Annotated in this window: 25 protein-coding genes; 11 read left to right on the top strand and 14 right to left on the bottom strand. The window is 66.3% G+C overall.

The window, feature by feature from the left end; translation table 11 throughout:
- The gene (locus CAP37_RS01970; RefSeq protein WP_086122623.1) at positions 1–897 is read left to right on the top strand and encodes a 5'-nucleotidase; all 897 of its coding nucleotides are present in this window, start codon (positions 1–3) and stop codon (positions 895–897) included.
- A gap of 12 nt (positions 898–909) precedes the next feature.
- A complete protein-coding gene (locus CAP37_RS01965) occupies positions 910–2,682 on the top strand; it encodes an ABC transporter ATP-binding protein/permease (RefSeq protein ID WP_086122622.1) in 1,773 nt (590 codons plus the stop codon).
- Here CAP37_RS01965 and queC read toward each other — a convergent pair.
- Positions 2,661–3,416: a 7-cyano-7-deazaguanine synthase QueC gene (queC, locus tag CAP37_RS01960; RefSeq protein ID WP_086122621.1), complete on the bottom strand. Its 756-nt coding sequence runs from the start codon at positions 3,414–3,416 to the stop codon at positions 2,661–2,663. The two genes, CAP37_RS01965 and queC, sit on opposite strands and share 22 nt — an antisense overlap.
- A gap of 237 nt (positions 3,417–3,653) precedes the next feature.
- Between queC and CAP37_RS01955 the strand changes: the two genes are divergently transcribed.
- From CAP37_RS01955 to CAP37_RS01930, 6 genes are all read left to right on the top strand, one after another.
- Complete coding sequence (locus CAP37_RS01955; RefSeq protein ID WP_179190112.1) at positions 3,654–5,423, top strand: ankyrin repeat domain-containing protein; 1,770 nt, start codon at positions 3,654–3,656, stop codon at positions 5,421–5,423.
- A gap of 40 nt (positions 5,424–5,463) precedes the next feature.
- Positions 5,464–7,026: an ankyrin repeat domain-containing protein gene (locus tag CAP37_RS21800; RefSeq protein ID WP_143435865.1), complete on the top strand. Its 1,563-nt coding sequence runs from the start codon at positions 5,464–5,466 to the stop codon at positions 7,024–7,026.
- Positions 7,027–7,103: 77 nt separating this feature from the next.
- Positions 7,104–8,159, top strand: coding sequence for an ankyrin repeat domain-containing protein (locus tag CAP37_RS01945; RefSeq protein WP_179190111.1), 1,056 nt, complete (start codon positions 7,104–7,106; stop codon positions 8,157–8,159).
- 38 nt (positions 8,160–8,197) lie between these two features.
- Positions 8,198–8,446, top strand: a complete 249-nt coding sequence (locus CAP37_RS01940; RefSeq protein WP_086122617.1) for an ankyrin repeat domain-containing protein — start codon at positions 8,198–8,200, stop codon at positions 8,444–8,446.
- Positions 8,391–9,089, top strand: a complete 699-nt coding sequence (locus tag CAP37_RS01935) for a hypothetical protein (protein ID WP_179190110.1) — start codon at positions 8,391–8,393, stop codon at positions 9,087–9,089. The genes CAP37_RS01940 and CAP37_RS01935 overlap by 56 nt, the downstream gene beginning before the upstream one ends.
- A gap of 180 nt (positions 9,090–9,269) precedes the next feature.
- Positions 9,270–10,658: an ankyrin repeat domain-containing protein gene (locus tag CAP37_RS01930; protein ID WP_086122615.1), complete on the top strand. Its 1,389-nt coding sequence runs from the start codon at positions 9,270–9,272 to the stop codon at positions 10,656–10,658.
- A gap of 28 nt (positions 10,659–10,686) precedes the next feature.
- Here the strand turns inward: CAP37_RS01930 and CAP37_RS01925 are convergent, their stop codons facing one another.
- From CAP37_RS01925 to flgB, 12 genes are all read right to left on the bottom strand, one after another.
- The gene (locus CAP37_RS01925) at positions 10,687–11,886 is read right to left on the bottom strand and encodes an HDOD domain-containing protein (protein ID WP_179190109.1); all 1,200 of its coding nucleotides are present in this window, start codon (positions 11,884–11,886) and stop codon (positions 10,687–10,689) included.
- Positions 11,887–11,899: 13 nt separating this feature from the next.
- A complete protein-coding gene (gene flgL / locus CAP37_RS01920) occupies positions 11,900–13,117 on the bottom strand; it encodes a flagellar hook-associated protein FlgL (protein ID WP_086122613.1) in 1,218 nt (405 codons plus the stop codon).
- An 11-nt stretch (positions 13,118–13,128) separates the two neighbouring features.
- Complete coding sequence (flgK, locus tag CAP37_RS01915; protein ID WP_086122612.1) at positions 13,129–15,042, bottom strand: flagellar hook-associated protein FlgK; 1,914 nt, start codon at positions 15,040–15,042, stop codon at positions 13,129–13,131.
- Positions 15,043–15,058: 16 nt separating this feature from the next.
- Positions 15,059–15,913 carry a flagellar assembly peptidoglycan hydrolase FlgJ gene (flgJ, locus tag CAP37_RS01910; protein WP_086122611.1) on the bottom strand — a complete coding sequence of 285 codons (855 nt, stop codon included), beginning with the start codon at positions 15,911–15,913 and terminating at the stop codon, positions 15,059–15,061.
- A gap of 2 nt (positions 15,914–15,915) precedes the next feature.
- Positions 15,916–17,013 (bottom strand): flagellar basal body P-ring protein FlgI, encoded by a 1,098-nt coding sequence (locus CAP37_RS01905; RefSeq protein WP_086122610.1) that lies wholly within the window; start codon positions 17,011–17,013, stop codon positions 15,916–15,918.
- Between the two features lie 67 nt (positions 17,014–17,080).
- The gene (locus tag CAP37_RS01900; protein WP_086122609.1) at positions 17,081–17,773 is read right to left on the bottom strand and encodes a flagellar basal body L-ring protein FlgH; all 693 of its coding nucleotides are present in this window, start codon (positions 17,771–17,773) and stop codon (positions 17,081–17,083) included.
- 9 nt (positions 17,774–17,782) lie between these two features.
- A complete protein-coding gene (gene flgG, locus CAP37_RS01895; RefSeq protein WP_086122608.1) occupies positions 17,783–18,565 on the bottom strand; it encodes a flagellar basal-body rod protein FlgG in 783 nt (260 codons plus the stop codon).
- Positions 18,566–18,581: 16 nt separating this feature from the next.
- On the bottom strand, positions 18,582–19,319 hold the full coding sequence (gene flgF / locus CAP37_RS01890) for a flagellar basal-body rod protein FlgF (RefSeq protein WP_086122607.1): 738 nt from the start codon (positions 19,317–19,319) through the stop codon (positions 18,582–18,584).
- Between the two features lie 37 nt (positions 19,320–19,356).
- Positions 19,357–20,580 (bottom strand): flagellar hook protein FlgE, encoded by a 1,224-nt coding sequence (gene flgE, locus CAP37_RS01885; protein WP_086122606.1) that lies wholly within the window; start codon positions 20,578–20,580, stop codon positions 19,357–19,359.
- Between the two features lie 64 nt (positions 20,581–20,644).
- A complete protein-coding gene (locus CAP37_RS01880; RefSeq protein WP_086122605.1) occupies positions 20,645–21,307 on the bottom strand; it encodes a flagellar hook assembly protein FlgD in 663 nt (220 codons plus the stop codon).
- Positions 21,308–21,310: 3 nt separating this feature from the next.
- Positions 21,311–21,715: a flagellar basal body rod protein FlgC gene (flgC, locus tag CAP37_RS01875; protein WP_086122604.1), complete on the bottom strand. Its 405-nt coding sequence runs from the start codon at positions 21,713–21,715 to the stop codon at positions 21,311–21,313.
- 17 nt (positions 21,716–21,732) lie between these two features.
- Positions 21,733–22,134 (bottom strand): flagellar basal body rod protein FlgB, encoded by a 402-nt coding sequence (gene flgB, locus CAP37_RS01870; RefSeq protein WP_086122603.1) that lies wholly within the window; start codon positions 22,132–22,134, stop codon positions 21,733–21,735.
- 184 nt (positions 22,135–22,318) lie between these two features.
- On the opposite strand from flgB, the gene flgA reads away from it, so the two are divergent.
- The 3 genes from flgA (at position 22,319) to CAP37_RS01855 (ending at position 23,935) form a co-directional block, all read left to right on the top strand.
- On the top strand, positions 22,319–23,080 hold the full coding sequence (gene flgA / locus CAP37_RS01865; protein ID WP_179190108.1) for a flagellar basal body P-ring formation chaperone FlgA: 762 nt from the start codon (positions 22,319–22,321) through the stop codon (positions 23,078–23,080).
- Between the two features lie 131 nt (positions 23,081–23,211).
- A complete protein-coding gene (flgM, locus tag CAP37_RS01860) occupies positions 23,212–23,535 on the top strand; it encodes a flagellar biosynthesis anti-sigma factor FlgM (RefSeq protein WP_086122601.1) in 324 nt (107 codons plus the stop codon).
- Between the two features lie 22 nt (positions 23,536–23,557).
- Positions 23,558–23,935, top strand: coding sequence for a hypothetical protein (locus CAP37_RS01855; protein WP_086122600.1), 378 nt, complete (start codon positions 23,558–23,560; stop codon positions 23,933–23,935).
- A gap of 73 nt (positions 23,936–24,008) precedes the next feature.
- Here CAP37_RS01855 and CAP37_RS01850 read toward each other — a convergent pair whose 3' ends face one another.
- The gene (locus tag CAP37_RS01850; protein ID WP_086122599.1) at positions 24,009–24,809 is read right to left on the bottom strand and encodes an alpha/beta fold hydrolase; all 801 of its coding nucleotides are present in this window, start codon (positions 24,807–24,809) and stop codon (positions 24,009–24,011) included.

Genomic DNA, 24,809 nt, shown 5'->3' with positions numbered 1-24,809 from the left:
ATGGGCGTGACGCTCGAAGGCAAGCTCGTCGTTGCCATTTCTTCGCGTGCGCTGTTCGATTTCGAAGAAGAGAACCAGGTCTTCGAAACCGGCGACGACCGGGCCTACATGAAGCTGCAGCTGGACCGGCTGGACCAGCCCGCCCTGCCGGGTGTGGCGTTCTCGCTGGTGCACAAGCTGCTGGCTTTCAACGATGCGAATGCGCAGCGCGTGGAGGTGGTCATCCTCTCGCGCAACGACCCGGTGTCGGGCATGCGGGTGTTCCGCTCGGCGCAGCACTACGGCCTGCCCATTCAGCGCGGCAGCTTCACGCGCGGCCAGCCGCCCTGGCGCTATTTGCGCCCGTTGCGGGCCAACCTGTTTCTCTCCACCCACCTCGCCGATGTGCGCGCTGCGCTCGAAGCCGGCGTGCCCGCCGCACAGGTGTACCCGCTGTCGGTGCATGCGGGCACCGCGCACCCGCACGAGGTGCGCATCGCCTTTGACGGCGACGCCGTGCTGTTTTCCGACGAGGCCGAGCGCGTGTACCAGGCGCAGGGCCTCTCGGCCTTCCAGGCGCACGAGGCCACCAACGCCAGCCTGCCGCTGGCCGGCGGCCCGTTCAAGCCACTGCTCGAAGCCCTGCACCGCCTGCAGAGCGAGGGCACGCCGCTCATGCGCGTGCGCACCGCGCTGGTGACCGCGCGCAGCGCGCCGGCGCACGAACGCGCCATCCGCACGCTGATGAACTGGAACATCGAGGTCGACGAAGCCATGTTCCTCGGTGGCCTGCCCAAGGGTGAATTCCTGCGCGAGTTCGAGCCCGATTTTTTCTTTGACGACCAGACCGGCCACATCGAGTCGGCGTCAATGCATGTGCCCGCCGGCCATGTGGCCAGCGGCATATCGAATCCCTGAACAGGTGACCCCATGAGCTTGAGCGAGAAATTCAAAGGCTTCCGCGAATTTGCCGGCAAGGTGCACCGGCTCGCCGCGCCCTACTTCCATTCGGAAGAGAAATGGAAAGCGCGCGGCCTGCTGGCGGCCATCGTGCTGCTCAACCTGGGCGCGGTCTACATGCTGGTGCTGATCAACGAGTGGAACCGGGTGTTCTACGACGCGCTGCAGAACAAGGACGCTGCAACGTTCTGGCGCGAACTCGGCCGCTACACCTACCTCGCCTTTGGTTTCATCATCATCGCGGTCTACCGCTTCTACCTGACGCAGCTGCTGGAAATGCGCTGGCGCGCCTGGATGACCGGCCACTACCTCGACCGCTGGCTGTCGAACAAGGCCTTCTACCAGCTTGAGGTCTCGCGCTTTGCGAAGGGTGAAGACGCACCGCCCGACAACCCGGACCAGCGCATTGCCGAAGACATGAAGCTCTTCACCAGCTACTCGGTGACGCTGTCCATGGGGCTGCTCAACGCGGTGGTCACGCTGGTGAGCTTTGTCGGCATCCTCTGGACACTCTCGGGCAGTTTCGCGTTCTCGTTCAACGGCAGCGAATACACCATCCCCGGTTTCATGGTGTGGATGGCAGTGCTCTACTGCCTGCTGGGCAGCATCGCCACGCACTACATCGGCCGCCCGCAGATTGCGCTGAACTTCAAGCAGCAGCGTTTTGAAGCGGACTTTCGCCACCACCTGGTCCGCGTGCGCGAGTACAGCGAATCCATTGCGCTGGACAAGGGCGAGCCGGTGGAACGCCAACACCTTGGCGAGCGCTTCACCACCCTGCTGGCCAACTACCTGAAGCTCATCAACGCACAGAAACGCCTGATCTGGTTCACCAATGGTTTCGGCCAGGCCGCCGTGGTGTTCCCCTTCATCGTGGCCGCGCCACGGTTCTTCAGCGGCGCCATTCAGCTCGGCGAGCTGATCCAGATATCGTCGGCCTTCGGCCGTGTGCAGGACTCGCTCTCGTGGTTCGTCGACAACTACAGCAGCCTGGCCGTCTGGCGCGCCACCACCGACCGCATCACCAGCTTCGAGGAAAGCTTCCAGGCGCTGGCCGTGCCCGCCACCGACACAGCGGCCAACGCCAACACCGAAGACGCGCTGGCGCTGGACGACCTGCAACTCGCTTTGCCCGGCAACCTGCCCCTGCTGTCGGCCCACGGCCTGCGCATTGCGCCGGGCGACACCGTGTTGGTCAAAGGCCCATCGGGCAGCGGCAAATCCACCTTGTTCCGTGGCCTGGCGGGCATCTGGCCCTGGTCAGAGCGCCGCCTGCGCATGCCGGCGGACTTTTCGGAACGCGCCATGTTCCTGCCGCAGCGGCCCTACTTCCCGCACGGTTCTCTGCGCGATGCGCTGGCCTACCCTGAGCCGGCCACGAAGTACAGCGACGCCGACCTGCAGCAGGCGCTGCGCGAAGCCCTGCTGCCCGATCTGGCTGCACGCCTGGACGAACACGACACCTGGGGCCAGAAGCTCTCGGGCGGTGAGCAGCAACGCCTGGCCATTGCCCGCGCCTTGCTGAAGAAGCCGCGCTGGCTGTTCGTGGACGAAGCCACCAGCGCGCTGGACGAAGCCGCAGAGGCCACGCTCTACGCGCGTCTGCAGGCTTTGGTGGCTGAATCCAACGGCGCCCTGGTGTCGATCGCGCACCGGCCTGCGGTGGCGCAATTCCACCAGGCGCAGTGGACGCTGGAACCCGGCGGCGAAGCGGGTGCGCGCTACCGGTTGGCCGCCACGTAGCCGTGCCAGCCCCGGGCGCGCAGTTCGCAAGCCGGGCAGCTCCCACAACCGTAACCCCACACATGGCGGTGCTCACGGTCGCCCAGGTAGCAGGTGTGCGTGTGCTCCACGATCAGGTTCACCAGCGCGTTGCCTCCGCCCACCAGACTGGCCGCCTCACCCAGCTCATGCGCCAGGCGCCAGGTGGCGGCCTTGTCGATCCACATGAGCGGCGTGTCGATCAGGAAACGGTGGTCCATGCCGAGCGAAAGCGCCACCTGCAGTGCCTTCATGGTGTCGTCGCGACAGTCCGGGTAACCTGAAAAATCGGTCTCGCAAACACCGGTGACGATGACCTGGATGCCGCGCCGGTAGGCCAGTGCGGCGGCCAGCGTCATGAAGAGCAGGTTGCGCCCGGGCACAAAGGTGTTGGGCAGGCCGCTCTCTTCCATGCGAAAGGCCATGTCGCGCGTGAGCGAGGTTTCGCTCACCTTGCCCAGCACGGCGAGATCCAGCACATGGTCTTCGCCCAGCCGCTCCGACCAGGCCGGAAAGCGCTGGCGCAACTCGCGCAGCACCACGTGGCGCGCCTGCATCTCCACGTGATGGCGCTGGCCATAGTCGAAGCCAATGGTTTCAACACGCGTGAACCGCGAGAGGGCATGGGCAAGGCAGGTGGTGGAGTCCTGCCCGCCCGAGAACAGCACCAGGGCGCTGGTGTGGTGGGGCGTGGTTTGTGGCGCTGTGGCAATCATGAGCCGGATGGTAGCTCGCGGGGCACTCCGCCCGCGCTCGCCTGGCGCCATCGACGACTGGCCGCATGGCGGTCTTCAACAAATGCACACCTTTGAAGGTCAATCCGTTCGGCCGGCACGCCGCTTGGGGCATGACTGCATCGCTCGCAAGGCGGCCTCGGTAAATTCAAGGGTTCAAGGTGAATGGCTGCCCGCCCATTGATTCCCCTGCCCTCTTCGACACAAAACAGCACCGACATGATGGACGAATTGATCGAAGCCATTGCCAATGGCAGGAGTGACCAGAGCATCCAGGAAATCATCGAGCGCCTGAAGGAGGCACGCACGGATCTGGACTCAGCGGATCCCTCGGGACAGACTTCCGCCCACCTTGCGGCCGAGAAGGGTCATGCGGGAGCCATTGCTGCGTTGGGCGATGCCGGTGCGCAGTTGAGTGCGGCAGATCGCAAAGGACGTACCCCGGCCCACCAGGCCGCCCACAGAGGGCATGCGGATTCAGTTGCAGCCCTGCATGCTGCCGGCGCAAACCTGAATGCAGTGAATCGCGACGGACTGACTCCCGCCCACCTGGCAGTGCAGTACGGCCATGTGGAAGCCATCGCCGCACTGGGCGATGCCCGCGCGAACCTGAATGCAGTGAATCGCGATGGACTGACTCCCGTCCACCTGGCGGCCCCCATGGGCCATGCGACTGTCATCGCCGCGCTGCATGATGCTGGCGCGAACATGAATGCGGTGGATCGCGATGAACTGACACCCGCCCACCACGTAGCCCTCTGGGGCCATGCTGGAGCCATCGCCGCGCTGGGTGCTGCCGGCGCGAACCTGAATGCCCCGGATCGCGATGGACGGACACCCGCCCACATCGCAGTCGCACGTGGCCATGTGGCAGCCATTGCCGCCCTGGGCGAAGCCGGCGCGAACCTGAATGCCACGGGTCTCGACGGATGGACCCCCACCCACCTGGCAGTCCAGAGCGCCCAGGTGGGAGCCATCGACGCCCTGGGCCATGCCGGCGCGGACCTGAATGCCCCGGGTTTCGATGGATCGACTCCTTCCCACGTGGCAGCTTGCATGGGGCATTCGGACATCATCGCCGCCCTGCATGCTGGCCGCGCGAACCTGAATGCGATGGATCGCGATGGACTCACCCCCGCCCACCTGGCAGCTCACGAGAACCGTGCGGGCGTCATCGCCGCCTTGCATGCCGCCGGCGCGGATCTGAGCGCAGCGAAGAATGCGTTGAATCCAGAAGGATGGACACCCGCCCACATGGCAGCCCGCAGGGGCCATTCGGGAGCCCTCAACGCCCTGCATGATGCTGGCGCCAAGCTGGACGAGGCAGGGGGTTTTAGAAACGAGACCCCCGCCGATCGCGCAGCATCCCATGGCCACCACGCTGTCGCCGAAACCTTGATCTTCTACAGGGAAGGCGCGCTCATGGAAAAGGTGCACCACGCCCTCAACCAGAGCACGGATCAGGCACACAAGAACCTGGTGATCGATCTGAGGTGCCCCGTTTTGCTCGAGCCGTACACCACACGCGGAGAGACCCGGCCGGTCAAACTCCCCGATGGGGTGGATGCCCGCACAGGGCGCGTCACGACGCCAGGCAGCGTGTTGTCCGCCGCAGCAGCGTTTCGGTGCATGCAGCCAGGCGTGGCCGGTGACCATGGCCGTCCACCCCCGACCGACCCCACGACCAGGCGCGTCTTTACCGCCGAAGAAGCGCAAGCATTTCTGAACTCCCCGGGCTTTGTTCAAGGCGACCCTGCTCGCATGGCTCTGGTCGCAGCAGTGGGAGAAGCCTGTCGGCAGACCGACCGGTCAGCGCAGGCACTCGCTGCCGCTGCGGCAGAAGCTGCGCAGACGGCGGCAGCCGCAGCGGTTTCAGCCCCTCGTGATTTCCGGGCCATTCTCGCCGCCCAAGGCCCAGGCGCCGCAGCCGGAACTGGTGGGGGCGCAGCAGCGGGTCCTCGCCCTGATCGGGGCGGTCCCTCACCGTAAAGCACGGGCATCTCCCTTTGATACAAAAAAACAGCACAACATGGACGAACTGATTGAAGCCATTGCAAATGGCAGGGACGACAAAAGCATCCGGGACATCATCCAGCGCCTGAAAGAGGCAGGCACGGATCTGAATACGCCGGAGCCCTCTGGACGGACTCCCGCTCAACTTGTCGCCGAGAAGGGCCATGTTGAGGCCATCGCCGCGCTGGGCGGTGCCGGCGCGAACCTGAATGCGCCGGATCGCTCTGGATGTACCCCCGCCCACATGGCCGCCAACATGGGCCATGCGGAATCAATTGCTGCCCTGCATGCCGCCCGCGCGAACCTGGATGCGCAGGATCGCGATGGACTGACTCCCGCTCACCATGCAGCCTTCAGGGGCCATGCCGGAGCCATTACCGCCCTGCATACTGCCGGCGCGAACCTGAATGCGCCGGAACGCGATGGACTGACCCCCGCCCACCTGGCAGCCCAGCTTGGCCATCTGGAAGCCATCGCCGCCTTGGCCGCTGCCGGTGCGCAGTTGAGTGCGGCAGATCGAGATCGACGGACCCCCGCCCACATGGCCGTCGCACGTGACGGTGCGGCAGCCATTGCCGCCCTGCATGCTGCCGGCGCGAACCTGAATGCGCTGAATCGCGATGGCCTGACCCCCGCCCACGTAGCCGCTTACATGGGCCGTGCGGGAGCCATCGCCGCCCTGCATGCTGCCGGCGCGAACCTGAATGCGCTGGATCGCGATGGACTCACCCCCGCCCACCTGGCAGCTCACGAGGACCGTGCGGGCGTCATCGCCGCCTTGCATGCCGCCGGCGCGGATCTGAACGCAGCGAAGAATGGTTTGAATCGAGAAGGGTGGACACCTGCCCACATGGCGGCCCGCAGGGGCCATGCGGGAGCAATCAGTGCCCTGCATGCTGCGGGCGCAGAGCTGGACGCGGGGGGGTGTTTTCGAAACGAAACCCCCGCCGATCGCGCGGCATCCTATGGCCACCACGCTGTCGCCCAAACTTTGATTTTCTACAGGGAAGGCGCGCTCATGGGCAAGGTGCACCAGGCCCTCATTGAGAGCACCGATCAGGCGCACAACAACCTGGCGGTCGATCTGAGGTGCCCCGTTTCGCTCGAACCGTTCACCACGCGCGGAGAGACCCGGCCGATCAAACTCCCCGATGGGGTGGACGCCCGCACAGGGCGCGTCACGACGCCAGGCAGCGTGTTGTCCCTCGCAGCGGCGTCATGGTGCCTGCAGCCCGAGGTGGCCGGGGTTCTCCCGAAGGACCCCCTGACCCACCGCGTTTTCACCGCCGAAGAAGCGCATGCATTTCTGGGTTCCCCGGGCTTCGTTCAAGGCGATCCGGCTCGCATGGCACTGGTCGCAGCGGTGGCGGAGGCCTGTCGGCAGACCGACCGGTCACCGCAGGCACTCACTGCGGCTGCGGCTGAAGCTGCGCAGGCGGCGGCAGCCTCTGCGGCTGCAGTTGCCGGCCCTCGTGATTTCCGGGCCATTCTCGCCGCCCAAGGCTCAGGCGCCGCAGCCGGGGCTGGTGGCGGCGCAGCAGCAGGTCCTCGGCCTGATCGGGGCTGCATCCTCATGTAAGGGCACAAATGCAGGCCTGAAGGTGAATGGGCCGCCCATTCATCCCCCATCTCCCTTGGACACATAAGAGCACCGACATGGACGAACTGATTGAAGCCATCAAGAATGGCCGGGATGACCAGAGCATCCAGGCGATCATCCAGCGACTGAACGAGGCCGGCACGGATCTGAATGCGCCGGATGCCACCGGACGGACTCCCGCCCACTGGGCAGCTCAAATGAGCGGCATGAGAGTCTTTGCGTCCCTGTATGCGGCCGGCGTGAACCTGGACGCGAAGGACTCCTATGAACGGACCCCTGCCCACCTGGCAGCCCATATGGGCCGTGCGGAAATCGTCAACTACCTGCGCATTCTCTACGCGAACATGGATATGGCGGATCGCGATGGACGAACCCCCGCCCACGCTGCAGCCGAGGGGGGCCATTGGCAAACCATCACCGCCCTGAGTGCTGCGGGCGCGAACCTGGATGCGCAGGATATCCATCGATGCACTCCCGCCGATCTGGCCGCGTCCGGGGGGCACCAGGCTTTGGCCGAGGCCTTGATCCAGTTCGGAGAACCCACGCTCTTGGGCCAGGTGACCGATGCGCTCGATCGCAGTTCAGAGCCGTCGCATGGCGATTTGAAGGGTGATCTGACATGCCAGATCACGACCGACCCGTACACCTCGATCGGAAACACCCGGCCGGTCAAGCTGCCCGATGGGTTTGATGCCCGCACGAGTCGCACCATCCCAGGCAGCTTGTTGTCGGCCATCGCAGCGTTTCGGTGCATGCGGCCTGAGGTGCACCCCGTCCACGGCCGACCACCCCCGAGGGACCCCCTGACCAAACGCGAATTTTCAGAAGCAGAAGTGCAGGCTTTTCTGAACTCCCCGGGCTTTGTTCAAGGCGATCCCGCTCGCCTGGCTCTTGTCGCAGCGGTGGGGGAGGCCTGTCGGCACACCGACCGGTCACCGAAGGCACTCACTGCGGCTGCCGCTGCGGCTGCGCAAACGGTGGCAGCCGCAGCGGCTTCAGCCCCTCGTGATTTCCGGGCCATTCTCGCCGCCCAAGGCCCAGGCGCCGCAGCCGGGGCTGGTGGGGGCGCAGCAGCCGGTCCTCGCCCTGATCGGGGCGGCCCCACACCGTAAAGCACGGGTATCTCTCTTTTAAACAAAACAGCACAGACATGGACGAACTGATTGAAGCCATCTGGCATAGCGAAGACGGTCAGAGCATCCGGGACATCATCCAGCGATTGCAGCAACATGGCGCAGATCTGAATACGCCGAATCCCTATGGACGGACGCCCGCACACCTGGCGGCTCAGAAGGGCCATGCGGAAGCCATTGCTGCCCTGGGTGTTGCCGGTGCAAACCTGAATGAGGTGGACCACTATGGAAGGACAGACGCCCATCGACCTGGCGGGAATCCATGAGCATGAGCTCGTGTTCAATGCCTTGTTCGTCTACAACCAGAGTCGGCTCATGACGGCGGTGGTCGATGCCCTTGGGGACAGCGCCGACACATCCGCCCGCAATCTGGCAGGTGACCTGAAGTGCCCCGTCATGCTCGAGGCGTACACCACGCATGGCGAGACGCGCCCTGTCAGGCTGCCCGACGGCGCCGTGAATGCCGCGACGGGACGCCCTGTTCCCGGGAGCGTGCTATCCGCATTGGCCGCGCGCAATTGCATGCGCCCGGATCTGGACGGCGACCTTGGTCGGCCGCCCCCTACCGACCCCCTCAACCGGAATCGCTTCACTGAAGCCGATGCAGAAACCTATCTGGCTTCTGATGCGTTCCTTCTCGGGGATACCGTTCGCGTGGCCCTGGTCGGCGCCGTGTGGGAAGCCTGCGAGCGCACCGACAAGACACCCGCGGCGATCGCTGCGGCAGCGACAACGGCCGCAGCCTCAGTCGCAGCACCAGCGGGCCCTGTTGCAGCGCCTGCCAGTGCCGCCAGTACCGCCGTTCCTCAGTACCAGGCCATTCTGGACGCCAGCGCCGCACGAAGTGCATCCGGGCCGCAAGCTGGTGCAGCAGGCCCTCGCCGCGATCAGGGCGGCGCCGCCATGTGACTGCTTGCCCCTGCCCGTCAATCCGTTCGACCTGCATGGCGTCTGAAGCTGTGCCGCCCTGCACACCTGGCGGCCGGCATAAATTGGCAGCAAAACTCAAACCCTCTGCCAAAGCGGCCCCACTGCACACGCCTGCGGGCCACCGCTCGGCAGAGCAACCGCAACGCTGAGAAGGCAGGAATGAACGAAGAACTGGCGGATGCCCTCCGCACTGGCGATACGGCGACGGCTCTGGCACTCATTGTTCAAATGCAGGCTGCTGGAGCAAGTTTGAACGTGGCAGCGCCGAATGGAATCACTCCCACCCACCTGGCTGCCGAGCATGGCCATTCTGAAATGATCGCCGCACTTTTCGCGGCGGATCCGGAACTGGCCGTGAACGCGCTAAACGACGAAGGGTGGACGCCCGCCCACCTCGCAGCTCAGCGCGGCCATGCGGGAACGATCACCGCCCTGCATGCAGCAGGGGCGGATTTGAACGCGACGGGACCAGATGGATGGGCCCCCGCCCACCTCGCTGCTCAGTACGACCGTGCGGGAACGATCACCGCCCTGCAGGGGGCAGGTGCGAACTTGAACGCGGCAGATCTGCATGGATGGTCCCCTGCCCACTTGGCGGTCGAGTTTGTCAGCGAGGCAGCAATCACCGCTTTGCATGAAGCAGGCGCGAATCTCGATGCGGCTGGTCCGAATGAACGAACACCCGCCCACATGGCGGCTCAGGACGACCATGCGGGAATGATCAGCGCCCTGCATGCGGCCGGCGCAAATTTGAATGCGATAGGACCGGAAGGAAAAACCCCCGCCCACCTCGCTGCAGAGCATGGCTGCGGCGAAGCGATCACTGCGCTGCATGAGGCTGGTGCAGATCTGAACGCGCGAGATGAGCACGGGCAGACGCCCATCGACCTGGCGGGAATCCATGAGCATGAGCTCGTGTTCAATGCCTTGTTCGTCTACAACCAGAGCCGGCTCATGACGGCGGTGGTCGAGGCCCTTGGGGACTGCGCCGACACATCCGCCCGCAATCTGGCAGGTGACCTGAAGTGCCCCGTCATGCTCGAGGCGTACACCACGCATGGCGAGACGCGCCCTGTCAGGCTGCCCGACGGCGCTGTGAATGCCGGGACGGGGCGCCCTGTTCCCGGGAGTGTGCTGTCCGCATTGGCCGCGCGCAATTGCATGCGCCCGGATCTGGACGGTGACCTCGGTCGGCCGCCCCCTACCGACCCCCTCAACCGGAATCGCTTCACTGAAGCCGATGCAGAAACCTATCTGGCTTCTGATGCGTTCCTTCTCGGGGATACCGCTCGCGTGGCCCTGGTCGGCGCCGTGTGGGAAGCCTGCGAGCGCACCGACAAGACACCCGCGGCGATCGCTGCGGCAGCGACAACGGCCGCAGCCGCAGTCGTAGCACCAGCAGTTCCTGTTGCGGCGCCTGCCAGTGCCGCCGGCGCTGCCGTTCCTCAGTACCAGGCCATTCTGGACGCCAGCGCCGCACGAAGTGCACCAGGGCCGCACGCTCGCACAACAGGCCCTCGCCGCGGTCAGGGCGGCCCCGCCATGTGACCCGCGCGGGCGCTCGGAGCGCGCGCCGCTAGGTCAAGCGCTCGGAGCGCTTGCTCGCGTGGTCCCGGCTGGTGGCCAGCATGCGAATGAGCGCGCGGTTGGCGTGCTCCAGGCTCACGTCGTGCCGATGGCAGATGGCGGGCACGCGGTGCAGCTGGCCGGGCTCGCCCAGCGCGCGCGCCACATCCAGCAAGGGGTGGTAAGGCCCGTCGTGGCGCAGCAATGCGTCGAACACGCGGCCGGCCAGCGGCAGGCGGTGCAGCAGGTCGCCCAGGGGCTGGTGGAGCAGGCGGTCGAGCTGGGCCAGCAGCGCGGTGGTGTACACCTCGCCACGCAGGTTGTCGTCGGAGCCGGTGGCCAGCAGGTGCTGGGCGAGGCGTGAGCGCATCACCATGGCGTAGCGCACGGGGTGGAGGTCGCGGTCGGGTTCGCTGCTGGGCAGTTGTTCCACGAGCCAGCGGCCGAGTTCGCGGAAACCCAGCATCATCAGCGCGTGGCGCAATGAGGCGATTTCATGGCGCAGGCCGTAGGCTGCCGAGTTCACGAGCAGCAGGATGCGGTAGACCAGCACCGGGTCTTGCCGCACCAGGCGTTCCAGGTGTTCGAGCGAACCGTCTTCATCTTCGGTGGCGCGCAGCACCTGGCGGATCACGTCGCCGTCGTAGTTCAGGGGCTGGTGGCGGTGGGCGTACAACACATCGGTGTCGGGCCAGCCGAGCACGCCCCAGGCACCGGCCTGGTCCAGGCACTGGCGCGCCAGCGTGGCACTGGTGATGCCTTCCACCAGCTGGCCATTCAGCCCCGACGGGGGCGCTGATTCGGCACCGAGGCGCAGCAGGTTGCGCGTGTCCACCGGGGCCACGCCCTGCCCTCGCACCGCTTCCAGATCGGTCCGGCGCAGCAACTTGTGGCCGCGCCTGGCAGCCGCTGTGAGGCGGGCGAGTGCTTCGGGGTCTTCGTACCAGGTGCCGGGCACTTCCAGCCAGGTGTTGTGCACCGGCGGGCAGACCATGGCCTGTTGCAGCAGCTTCGGGCTTTCCACCGCGAGGATGAGCACTGGCGCGCTGGCGGGCCAGTCGTCGCCGAGCGCCTGCATGAGGTGCGTGGCATCGACCGATTCCGGGTGCACCGCGCGCACGCCCAGGCGCACCGCCGCCAGCTCGCGCGAGCGGTTCCACACGGGCTCGTAGCCCAGCGCAACACTGTCCAGAACGGTGTGACTCAGCATGAACAGAACGCCCTCATCCGATCGCAGAGAACAGCGAGAGGCGCTGCACCTGCGCATACGACTTGATGGCAGCTTCCAGACCCAGCTCCTGCGATTTGAAGTCCGAGAGGCCTTGCACCATGTCCATTTCTTCCAGCCTGGCTTTCTCGGCTTTCAGGTCCACGCTGCGGTCTTCCATGAGGCCATTGAGCGAATCGGCCCGGTTGAGCCACTCGCCGGCGCGGCCGCGCGCCAGCAGCACACGGTCGTGGCCTGCGTCGAGCTCGGTCATGGCGCGCGCCAGCTGCTGCGACAGCGCACCACTGTTGCCGGCGGTGCCGCTGCGCAGCGCGTCCACCGCGCTCTGCACCACCTGGAAAATATCGGTCGGTCCGCTCACCGGTGCCACGTCGATGCTGTCGCCGGCGGCGGGCGTGCCACGCATCTGCAGCGACAGGCCGTCGAAGCTGACGGTCGCGCCCGCCACGTAGGGCACACCGGTGTGGCCGGCCACCGGCGTGCCGGTGGTGGTGTTGGTCACGGTGTACTGCAACACACCGGCCACGTCGGCGATGTCGATGCGATAGTCGTCGCCGGTGAGCAGGGTGGGATCGGCCACCGCGCCCATGTCGGTGCTGAGGCCACCGGTGTTGCCCGGGTTCAGGCCGATGGTGAAGCTGCCATTGCCTTGCGGCACGCGCATCCAGATGGCCTCGCCATCGAGCGCCTGCGGCAACGAGGCGGCTCCCGCTGCGGCCTGGCCGCGCTGGCCCTGAAACTGCACACCGGAACCACTGGGGCCATAGAGGTCCACAAACGGCGTGGCCGCACCACCCAGGCCGCCATACAGCGTGCGCCCGGCGTTGTCCTTGCGGTTGGCCACGCTGATGAGCTGTTCGCGCAGGCCTTCGAGCTGTTTCGCCACGTCTTCGCGTTCGCTGGCGGTGAAGGTGGCGTTGCCGGCGGTCACGAGCAGGTCGCGCACCTTGATGATCAGCTCGCTCGATTCGGCCAGGCCGCTCTCGGCCTGCTGCAGGCTGGTGGTGGAAGCGTCGAGCGCGCGCAGGTCGGCCTGGGTGCGCGAGAGGCGGTTCGCGGCGGTCTCGGCCAGCGTGGCGGCCACCGGGTCGTCGCTGGGTCGCAGCACGCGCTTGCCGGTGGCCAGGTTTTCCTGCAGTTTGGAGAGCTCGGCCTGACGCCGCGTGAGCAGCGCCACGGTGTTGTCGTAGGCGTTGGCGGTGGAAACTCGCATGGTCTTCTTCCTTATCGGCCGATCGATTGCAGGAGGCTGTCAAAGGTGTTTTGCGCAACCTGCAGGAACTTGGCCGAGGCCTGGTAGGCCTGCTGGTATTGCAGGAGCCGCGCGGCCTCTTCGTCCAGGTTCACGCCGGCCACGTTGGCGCGGGCGGTCTCGGCGGTGGTGGCCACCTGGCTGGAGAACTCTGCCGCGAACTGCGCACCCTGCACGCGCGTGCCCACATCGGAAAAAAGGCTCACGTAGCCATCGGCCAGCGCCACGCCTTCAAAGGTGGCGCGGTCGCGCAGAGCAAGCATGGCGGTGGCGTTGCCGGCGTTCTGGCTGGTCGAGCCCGGCGGCGCTGCACCCACGCTGAAGCTGTCGCCGGCGGTGGGGCTGCCGCGCAGGGTGAGGCTCCAGCCGTTGAAGACCAAGGCCTCGCCGGGCGTGAAGTTGTAGCTCGCCGGCGGACCCGGGTTGTCGGGCGCGGGGTTGCCCGGGCCGAGGCCCGTGGCGGTGAAGCTGCCATCGGCAAGGAAGGTGATGGTCACCGGATCGGTGAGGTTGGCCGATGCGCTGCTGGCGTAGAGGCTTTCCACGCTCAGGCCGGAGTTGTTGCCGGTGCCGGGCGTCACCAGCACCGGGCTCGCGGCGGCCAGGCGATCGGGCGAGCCGATGGCGAGCTGCAGGTTGCGGGCGGCGGCCTCGAAGGGTCGCACCCGGAAGCTGTCGCCCGGCACGGCGCCAGCGGTGTCAAGGTTGAAGGTGAGGCCATCGACCTCGGTCGGCAGTGCGGGCACCGACGTGACGTTGCCGTCGGACAGGCGCACCACGCTGACGCCCGCCGCCTCGAAGCGCACTTCGTAGTCCGACGCCATCAGCGCCGCCGGGTTGCTCACGCTGGCGCTCACAGCGCCGGTGCCACCGTTGGCGGCCGCGGCAGTGCCCTGCGTGGCTGGGAGAGGCACAAAGAAATTCTGGCCCGGGTTGCCCTGCAGATCCACGCCCAGCGCGTGCTGGGCATTGACGGTGCTGGCCGTGGCCAGGGCCATGCGGCCCAGCAGGTTCTGCACGTCGACCAGATCCTTGTTGAGGAAGTTCATCAGCCCTGAGAGCTCGCCTCCGCCCAGCGTGGCGCTGTCGATCGGCGTGGTCACGCCACCCTGCACGAACGCGATGCCGACGCGCGAACGGTCGGCCGGGTCGCGGGTGACGGCGAGCTGGTTCGCGGTCTGGCCCAGCACCAGAGGCTGGCTGCCGCCTACAAACACGCTGACGGTGCCGTTGTTGGCCTGCACCGTGCTGATCTGCACCTGTTTTCCGAGGTCGCGCAGGAGCTGGTCGCGCTGATCGAGCAGATCGTTGGGCACATGCGTCTGGCCGCCGGCCTCGGTGATGCGCTGGTTGATCCGGGCCAATTCCTTGGCCATGGCGTTGATCGAATTCACCGAACCACCGACCTGCTGCTGCGTGCTGGCGGCCAGCGCATCCAGCGTACCTGCGGTGTTGCGCAGGCGAGAGGCAAATTCTTCAGCGCGCGCAATGGTGACCACGCGCGCCGTGAGGTTGCCGGGCGAGGACGACACATCGCTCCAGGCATTGAGCATGTCGTTCATGGCAGCACCCAGGCCGCCGGTGCCGGTGGGGAACGCGGCCTCCAGTTGCTCCAGTCGGGCCAGGCGCAGCGCATCGGACGCCGCCACCGCGCCGCTGGTGCGCGCCTCGCGGGTCAGGAATTCGTTGTGTGCGCGCTCCACCGTGGCGATGTCCATGCCCTTGCCGAAGTAGCCATTGCCCATCTTCTGGTAGCCGGACGATACGAGCTCCACGTTCTGCCGCGAATAGCCCGCGGTGTTGACGTTGGCGATGTTGTGGCCGACCACCTGCAGGGCCGCCAGGTTGTTGGTGAGCGCGCGGGTGGCGATGTTCAGCGATGACATGAATGACGTGCCTCTTTCAGCCCTGCGCGCGCTGCAGGTTCAGGGTGGTGTTGATGGCGCGGCTCAGTTTGGCGGCGTATTGGGGATCGGTGGCGTAACCCGCCTTCTGCAAACCGCTGGCAAAGCCCTGCACCGAACCGAGCTGCTCCATCACCTGGCCGTAGCGCGGGCTCTGGCTGATGAGCTGGGCGTAATCGCGAAAGGAATCGGCGTAGGAGTCGTAGGCGCGGAACTTCGCCGTGACCTTGCGCGCCTCGCCATCGATGTATTCGGTGGTGGTGATCTCGGCCACCTTGCCCTTCCAGTTGCCCGTGGCCTTGATGCCAAAGAGGTTGTGCGATGGCGCGCCATCGGCGTGGCGGATTTCGCTGCGGCCCCAGCCGGTTTCGTGACCGGCCTGGCCAATCATGAAGCTGGCCGGAATGCCCGATTCGCGCGCCACTTCGGCAGCGGCCGCGCTGTGCTCTTCCACAAACCCGGCCTGGCGCGGGCCGGCGCTGGCGCGACCCACGGTGCTGGCTTCACCGGTCTTGGGCAACGGGCCGGCCTCGGCATCAACACCTTTCATCTGGCGCGCCAGCTGGCGTTCGATGGCTTCCGAGAGCCCGCCCGGCAGGCCCGAGAGCTGCACCGAAAACTGCTGATCCAGCAAGTCCGTGCCCATGTCGCTGCCTTCGCCATCCATCAGGCCCGACTTCTGCGTGGCCTCGCGCATGCTCTTGATGAGCTCGCGCATGAACAGCGATTCAAACTGCTTGGCGGCTTCCTTGAGCGCGGCCTTGTCGTTGCCCTTGCCCGAGCCGTAACGCAGCGCGTTCAGCGCTGTCGGGTCGGCGGCGAGGCCTTGCGGCGTCAGGGGCGACATGCTCATGATCAGATCACTTCGAGCTCGGCGTTCATGGCGCCCGATGCCTTGATGGCCTGCAGGATGGCGAGCAGGTCCTGCGGTGTGGCGCCGAGCGAATTGAGCGCGCGAACCACGTCGGAGAGTTGCGGCGCGGCATCGATCTTGATGAGCGAGCCCTTGTCCTGGCTGATCTGGATGTTGGCCTTCTCGGCCACCACGGTCTGCCCACCGACCGACAGCGGATTGGGCTGGCTGATGACGGGCGTGGAGCTGATGCTCACCGACAGATTGCCGTGCGACACCGCGCAGGCGCTCAGGGTGACGGCCTGGTTCATGACGATGGAGCCGGTGCGCGAATTGATGATGACGCGCGCCATTGGCACGGCGGCATCCAGCCGAACCTCTTCCACCCTGGCCAGAAATCCCACGCGGGCCGACGGATCGGCCGGCGCACGCAGGCGCACCACGCGACCGTCCACCGCGCTGGCCACGCCGGCCCCCATGGTCTTGTTGATGGCGTCGGTCACCCGGCTGGCGGTCTGGAAATCGTTGGTGCTGAGGCCGAGGTCGATGGTGTCGCCGAGCGCAAACGGTGTGGCCACCGCGCGCTCCACCTGCGCGCCGCCGGGCACACGCCCCGCGCTCAGGTGGTTGATCTGGACCTTGCTGCCTCCAGCCGAAGCACCCGCGCCGCCGACCAGCAAGTTGCCTTGTGCGAGCGCATAAATTTCACCGTCCGCGCCCTTGAGCGGCGTGGTGATGAGCGTGCCGCCACGCAGCGACTTGGCGTTGCCGACAGAGGAGACGGTGACATCGATCGTCTGGCCCGGCTGGGCGAAAGCGGGCAGCTGCGCCGTGACCATGACGGCCGCCACGTTCTTGAGCTGCATGTTCGCACCCGGCGGCAACGACAGGCCGAGTTGCTGAAGGTAGTTGTTCAGGCTCTGCGAGGTGTAGGGCATCTGCGTGGTCTGGTCGCCCGTGCCGTCGAGACCGACCACCAGGCCGTACCCCGTGAGCTGGTTGGAGCGCACGCCCTGCACCGACGCTATTTCCTTGACGCGGATGGCCTGCGCCGCGGCAGGCAAGGCCACCGTCAGCAAGAGCAAAGCCAGCGTGCGCATGAGAGGAGAAAAGAGTTTCACCGCGAGGTTCCTATGACGAGAGGCCGTGGTCCATTGTGGTTCTGGGTCAGAACGGCAGAACCGTCAAAAAGAACCGTGCCAGCCAGCCAATTGAGAGCGCTTCGCCCTGCGCGCCGCGCCCGCGCGACTCGATGCGTGCGTTGGCCACCTGCGTGGAAGCCACCACGTTGCCGGGCCGGATCTGTTTTGGATCGACCGTGCCGGAGAAGCGCAGCACGTCCACGTTCTGGTTCACGCCGATCTGCTTTTCCCCCACCACCAGCAGGTGGCCGTTGGGCAGCACTTCCTGCACCGTGGTGGTGATGGAGCCCGAGAACGTGTTGGCGCTCTGCGTGCTGCCGTCGCCCGAGAACTTGTTCGACGAATTGGCGCCCACATCGAGCTTGCCCAGCAGCGAACTGCCCGGGCTGATGAAAGGAATGGCCGACACGCCGGCAGCGGCCTCACCACTGCGGTCGATGGAGGCCGACGAGCTCTGGCTGGCGCTGATGCGCTCGGTGATCTGGATCGTGAGCGTGTCGCCAGGCAGGCGCGCGCGCGGGTCTTCAAACGCCGGCCGGTAGCTGGCCGCCTGGAACAGGCCACCGCTGGGCGACACCGTGGTGGCGGGCGCGGCAAGCGTGGGCGCCTGCGCATACCGCACCGGCGCAGCGGGCACCAGATCGACCTGAGGCGTGCGCTGCAAGGTCTCGCAACCCGTGGCGAGCACGGCGAGCAGCAAAGTGAGGGCAATGCGCATGGCGGGTCCTTACAGCTGGCTCAGGCGCTGCAGCATCTGATCCGAGGTTTGAATGGCCTTGGAATTCATCTCGTACGCGCGCTGGGTCTGGATCATGGTCACCAGCTCCTGCACCACGTTGACGTTCGACGTCTCCACGAAGCCCTGCATCAGGGTGCCCATGCCGGCCGAGCCGGGAGCGCCGTTGATGGGGTTGCCCGAAGCCAGGCTTTCGGCATACAGGTTCTGGCCCATGGGTTCCAGGCCGGCCGGGTTGATGAAGCTGGCCAGCTCGATCACGCCCACCTGCTGCGGCGCGGCGTTGCCGGGCATCTTGATGGTGACCACGCCATCGCTGGAAACGGTGATGCTCTGCGCTTCGGCTGGCACGGTGATGCCGGCGGTGAGCGGGTAGCCGCTGGAGGTGACGATGCGGCCTTGCGCATCGGGCTTGAAGCTGCCATCACGCGTGTAGGCGGTGGTGCCGTCGGGCATTTCCACCTGGAAGAAGCCGTTGCCGTTGACGGCCAGGTCCAGCGGGTTGTCGGACTGCTGCATGCTGCCCTGGCTGAAGTTGCGCGTGGTGGCCACAGTGCGCACACCCAGGCCCACCTGCAGACCGGTGGGCAGCTCGGCCTGCTCGGCCGAATTGGCACCCACCTGGCGCAGGTTCTGGTACATGAGGTCTTCAAACACCGCGGTGGCCCGCTTGAAACCGGTGGTGGACACGTTCGCCAGGTTGTTGGAGATCACGTCCAGCTGCATCTGCTGCGCCTGCATGCCGGTCTTGGAAATCATCAGGGAATTGATCATGGTGTTTCTTCCTTGTTCAGCCGTTCATGCTGAGGAGTTGGCTGGCGGTCTTGTCATTGGTTTCGCCGTTCTGCAGCATCTTCATCTGCACCTCGAACTGGCGAGCGACGGCGATCATGCCGATCATGGCTTCCATGGGATTCACGTTGGAGCCTTCGATGGCGCCGTCCTGCAGGCGGGCCACATCGCTGGCGGGCAGCGGGTCGCCCTCGACGCCGCGAAACAGGCCGTCCGCGCCGCGTCGCAGCGGGTTGTCTTCATCGGGCACCACCATCTTCAGGCGCCCCACGGTCTGCGGCGGTTCTTCGCCCACGCGGGTGCTCACGGTGCCGTCGGTGGCAATGTCCACGCGCGCACCTTCGGGCACCACAATCGGTCCGCCGTCACCCAGCATCGGCATGCCCTGCGGGTTGACCAGGGTGCCGTCGGTGTTGACTTCAAGCGCACCGGCGCGAGTGTAGGCCTCGGTGCCGTCGAACGCCTGCACGGCGAAGTACGCATTGCCCTGCGCGGCCACATCGAGGTTGCGCCCGGTCTCGGTGACCGCACCCGGCAGGTTGGAGTGGCCCGCCGTGGCCTCGAGTGCAAACACGCGCGTGGTCGCACCGTCGCCGCGCACCGGCACGGCGCGAAAGGTAGAGAGCTCGGCACGGAACCCGGGCGTGGACGCGTTGGCCAGGTTGTTGGACAACACCTGCTGGCGATGCTGCGCAGCGTTGGCGCCGGTCATCGCGGTGTAGATCATGCGGTCCATGCGGGGCTCCTTGGATTCGATTCAGGTCAGGCGTGCATCAACGCATGTTGAGGAGCGTGCTCAACACCTGGTCCTGCGTCTTGATGGTTTGCGCGTTGGCCTGGTAGGCGCGCTGCGCGGTCATCATGTTCACCAGCTCGCCGGTGAGGTCGACGTTGGAGTCTTCCAGCGCGCCAGCGCGAATGCCACCGAAGTTGCCGGAGCCAGGTTCGCCGCGCACCGGTTCACCGGAAGCGAAGGTGGACGACCAGTTGCCACCGCTGGAGGGCGAGAGGCCCTGCGTGTTGCGGAAGTTGACCAGCGCCACCTGGCCGGCCGCGCGCGTCTCGCCGTTCGAGTAGCTGCCGGTGACCACACCGCTCTCGTCGATGGTGAGGCCCACGAACTCGCCCGGGTAGTAACCGTCCTGGTCGAGGTTGTGCACCGCGAAGCTGGTGCCGTACTGGCTGGCCTGGGTGAGGTCGAGCGTGACCGGGAATGTGACGGTGGGATCGTTGGGCGAGGCCAGGGTGATCGTGGGCATCGGCGTGATGGAGGCCGGGTCGAGCGAACCATCGGAGTTGAAGTTCAGCTCCAGCGGAGGGGCGAAGGGCGTGGGCGCTCCGCCGTTGACGGTGGTGTAAACCTCCCAGGTGTTGTTCGCCGTCTTGGTGAACGCCAGGCCCACCGGCACTTCCATGCCTTGCGGGTCGTAGGCCACGATCGAGGTGCCGTAGGTGGTGATGGGGGTAGGCGGCGTGACGGTGGAAGCAATCGGCGCGCGGGCGTCGAGGTTGAACTCGGCCATCACGTTGCTGGTCTGGCGCGCCGGGATCGGAGCGCCGGTGGGCAGCGAAAGCGGCTGGCTGTCGAAGCTCAGGCGGTTGCCATCGGAGTCGGTCGGATAGCCCATGAGGCGGCCGCCCTGCTGGTTGATGATGTTGCCGTCGGGATCGAGCTTGAACATGCCGGCGCGGGTGTAGGCCATCGTGCCGTTGGGCTGCGTCACCTCAAAAAAGCCGTTGCCGTTGATGGCGAGGTCCAGGTCGTTGCCTGTCACGGTGATGTTGCCCTGCGTGAACAGCTGCGACACGGTGGCCACCGTCACGCCGATGCCCTTGTTGCTGCCACCAGCGGCATTGACCGAGCTCGCGTAGAGCTCGGCGAACTCAGCGCGCGAGGTCTTCATGCCGACCGTGTTGGCGTTGGCGATGTTGTGACCGATGACGTCGAGGTTGCGGCTGGCGCTGTTCAGACCGGAGAGACCTTGCTGGAATGCCATGGTGATGTCCTTGAGGGGGAAACGAGGTGAGAAATGGGGTGAGGAATACGGATGGGCCTGGCGTTCACATGAACGCGAGAACCTGGTCGTAGGTGCGCGAGCTGCCGTCCTGCAGCAGCATCTGGATGGAGCCCGATGAGAAGCTCACCGAATCGACCGACAGGCGTTGCAGCGCCAGCGCGCTGACCGACTGGCTGCCATTGAGCGCACGCACCTGGAAACCCTTGACGGTGGCCGGGTCGATGCCGGCGGCATTCCAGTCGAAGCCGTGCAGGCCGGCGTTCATGGCGCCCATCTCCAGCGTGTCGATCACTTCGCCGTTGGTGCCCATGATGTCCACGCGCACTTCGGTGGCGTTGGCGTCGAGCGAGAAAGCGGCCTTGGCGTTGTCCCCCTTGAAGGCGAGCGTGGAGCCGGGCAACAGCGCTTCGCGGCCGATCAGCGAGGTGCCCTGCAGCTGCGTGGCCGAGGAGAACTGCGTGGCCATGCCCTTGAGCGTGGCATTGAGTTCCTGGATGCCGCTGACCGTGTTGATCTGCGCCATCTGAGTCGTCATCTGCGCGTTGTCCATCGGGTTCAGCGGATCCTGGTTGTTCAGCTGCGCCACCAGCAGCTTCAGGAAGCGGTCTTGCGAGGCCGCCGGGTCCATGTTGTTCTTGGCGGACGTGCCGGTGGTGCTGCCCGGCGTGGTGCCGAGCGAGGTGAGGTCGAGGGGCTGGATGAACATGGTTTATTGACCCATCTGCAGGGTCTTGAGCAGCAGCGACTTGGCCGTGTTCATGACCTCGACGTTGTTCTGGTACGAACGCGAGGCGGAGATCATGTTCACCATCTCCTCCACCGGGTTCACGTTGGAATGGGTCACGTAGCCTTCGCCATCGGCGCTCGGGTGAGCGGGCTGGTATTCGCGGCGGCCTGGCGTCTGGCTCTCCACAATGTCCTTCACGGACACGCCGGCATTGCCCTGCCCGCCCATGGGCTCGGTCTGGAACAGGATGTGGCGCGCCTTGTAGGTCTGGCCGTCCGGCCCGGCCACCGCGTCGGCGTTGGCCAGGTTGCTGGCCACCACGTTGAGGCGCTGAGACTGCGCGCTGACCGCGCTGCCCGAGACACCGAAAATGGAAAACATCGACATGGCTGGTTCCTTTCAGGTCACTGGCCGGTGATGGCGCTGAGCATCGTCTTGACATGCCCGTTGATGAAACGCAGCGTGGATTCGTAGCGCACGCTGTTGTCCACGAAGCTGGCACGCTCGCGGTCGAGATCGACCGAGTTGCCGTCCTGGCTGGGCTGGGTCTGCACCGTGTAGGCCAGATCGGGTTTGCCGCCCTGGCCACCGCCGAGGCTCATGTGCCGCGCATCGGTGGCGGCCACGCTGGAACCACCCAGACCGCCGGAAGCGTTCTTGAGCGCCTGCGCAAAGTCGAAATCGCGCGCCACGTAGCCCGGGGTGTCGGCATTGGCGATGTTGCTGGCAATCACCTGCTGGCGCTGCGAGCGCAGCAACAGGGCGTTGGCATGGAAGTCCAGCTTCGCGGTCATCTGTTCAAGCATGTTCACCTCTGCACGGGTTGGGTGGCCGGTACCGGGACCGGGGCGTGAAGGAATTATGGAAATCTTGAGGGTCGGCAATGCGCCGAACAAGCGCCGCTTTGCAAGGCATTTCCCGCCTTTGCACTGGCCCAGCCGCGCCTAAAGTGCTCCCCTGACCCCCGCCAGAACACCCCAGGAGATGCCCATGTCGAACGCCGTTTGCACCCCACGCCGCGCCGCCCCTGGCGCGAACTGGCCTGGCCTGCTGCTGGCGTTCCTGTGCCTTTTCCTGTTCCTGTTCGTGGGCAACGCGGCCCGTGCCAGTGAAGCCGGGGTGCTGGAGCAGACCGCACGCGACTGGATTCAACCCGCCCTGGCCGCCGCCCTGCCTGCCGATGGCACCGCCCCGCTGCGCACCGAAGTGGATGTGGGCTCGCTCGACAGCCGCCTGCGACTGGCCCCCTGCGACAAGGTGGAAGCTTTCATGCCGCCGGGCTCGCGCCTGTGGGGCCGCAGCCGCATCGGCCTGCGCTGCGTGGAAGGGGCGCGCCGCTGGAGCGTCTATCTGCCCGTGACCGTGAAAGCATTCGGTCCCGCCTGGGTGCTCAAGCGTCCCGTGGGCGCGGGCGCCACCCTCACTCAAGAAGATGCCGAACTGTCCGAAGTGGACTGGGCAGCCCACCGTGCGGGTGTGCTGGCCGCGCCGGAACGCTGGGTGGGCCAGGAGACTGCTTTTGCACTCACCCCGGGCCAGGCGCTGCGCGAGCACATGGTGCGTCCCATGAAGGCCTTTGAAGCCGGCGCGCAGGTGCGGGTGATGGGGGGCAGCGGTGGGTTTCGCATCAGCGCCAGCGGCCAGGCCATGACCACCGGCCTGGTGGGCCAGAACGCCCGGATTCGATTGCCCGGCGGCAAGGTGGTCAATGGCCTGGTGCAGGCCGACCAGACCGTCGAGTTGGCACTTTGAGCCGGGCATCTGCCACCTGCTCCGGGCCGTGACGGATTGCGCAAGACTGCGCAGCAAATATGTTTAAAGTTCGCTCAACCCCGGTCGATAGTTTCATGACATTGCCCTGAAACCAGGGTCTGGAGCGTGAAATGAAAGTCGATTCTTCACCCGATTCGTACATTGGTTCCGTCGCCGGCGGCCCGCAGAAGGCGGCCGACAAGCCCGTCGCCGGCTCGCCTGCCGCCACTGGCGCTGCCTCTGGCGCGCCTGCAGCGGCCGGCGTCACCGTGACGCTATCGCCTTCCACCGTCTCGGCCATGGGCCCGGGCGGCGGCGGTGAAGTGTTCAACGCCGAGAAGGTGGAAGCCATGAGGCAGTCGATCGCCAACGGCACGTTCCAGGTGAACGCCGAAGCCATCGCCGACAAGATGCTGGCCAATGCGGCCGAAATGCTGTCAGGGGCACGAGCCTGATTTTTTAAACCGAGCCATCGCCATGAACCACTCGCCTGCGAACAACGCCCACCCCTGGATCGCCACGCTGCAAGCCAGCCTGGACACCCTGGAAACCGCGTTGCTCAAGGGCGATGCGACTGGCGTCGAGCTGGCCAGCGCGACCATGCAGTCGGTGCTGCAGCAGGCCCCCAAGACCAGCGAATTCGCCGCGCCCGGGAGCACCCTGCGGCACGACATGCAGAACGCCGCCCAGCGCTTCGCCCAGTTGCGCTCGGCCGTGCTGCGCGCCAACGCCCAGAGCGAACGCGCCGTGGGCAGCCTGCTGCCCCAGCAGGCCCTGCAGCAGCAACCCACCTACGGCCGCATCGTCAAGCCCAACGCCATGGGTGGCGCAGGCCGGGGTTTCCTGCGCGCCTGAGCGGTACCTTCTCCATGAAAAAACGGCCCCTTGAGGGCCGTTTTGTTTTTCTGGGGACACGGGTCAAAGACAGTCACGCCAGCCCATCCAGATACCCCTCGATAGCCTCGTTCACCAACTCCGCGTGGGTGATCGGCCCCATGTGGCCGAGCCGGTCGAAACGGCGCATCTCCACCTGAGGCAGCGCTGAGCCCAGCAGGCGCGCCACGCCATGCGCCGAGGCGGTGGACCGCTCGCCCACCATGTAGAGCACCGGCACCTGCAACCCTCGAAACGCCGCCAGCGGTGTGGGCTCGGTGATCAGCGCGTGGGCCCAGCGGCGCACCGCCCGGACCGAAGCGGCCATGGCGGGTTTGCGTTCTTCGGGGGTCTTCTGCCAGCTGCCGGGGGCCATCCAGTAATCGATGAAATGGCGCGCGGCCGCGTCCTCGTCGCCGGCGTCCAGCGCGGCGGCCGCCGCAGCCACCGCATGGCGAATGCCGTCGGCCTCGTTGGGGGAGGGTCGCTCGGCCTCCAGCAGCGAGAACAGCGTGGGTTCGTACAGCACGAGGGCGCGCACGCGCTGCGGGTTGGCCAGGGCGGCGATCAGTGCAATGGCCGCGCCATACGAATGCCCCACCAGCACCAGCGGAGAGCCAGCCCGCTCGAGCGCAGGCTCCACGAAGTCCACTTCATCGCGCAACGAGATGGTGCGGTCGGACGACCAGTCCGGGCTTTTGCCCGAGCCGTACGAATCGGGCGCCACCACCCGGAAGCGTGGCGAGAGGCGATCCATGAGGCTGCGCCACTGGCTGGACGAACTGGCATTCGAATGCAGGCACACCACCCCTGGGCCGTCGCCAGCCTCTCGGAAGAAAGGCTGTGGCCGTGTCAT

Origin of the sequence: Hydrogenophaga sp. IBVHS1, from assembly GCF_002127265.1 — a bacterium.
Classification (GTDB): Bacteria; Pseudomonadota; Gammaproteobacteria; order Burkholderiales; family Burkholderiaceae_C; genus Hydrogenophaga.
Note: the sequence above shows the minus strand (reverse complement) of the source record. Positions and strands in the feature narration are given on the sequence as shown.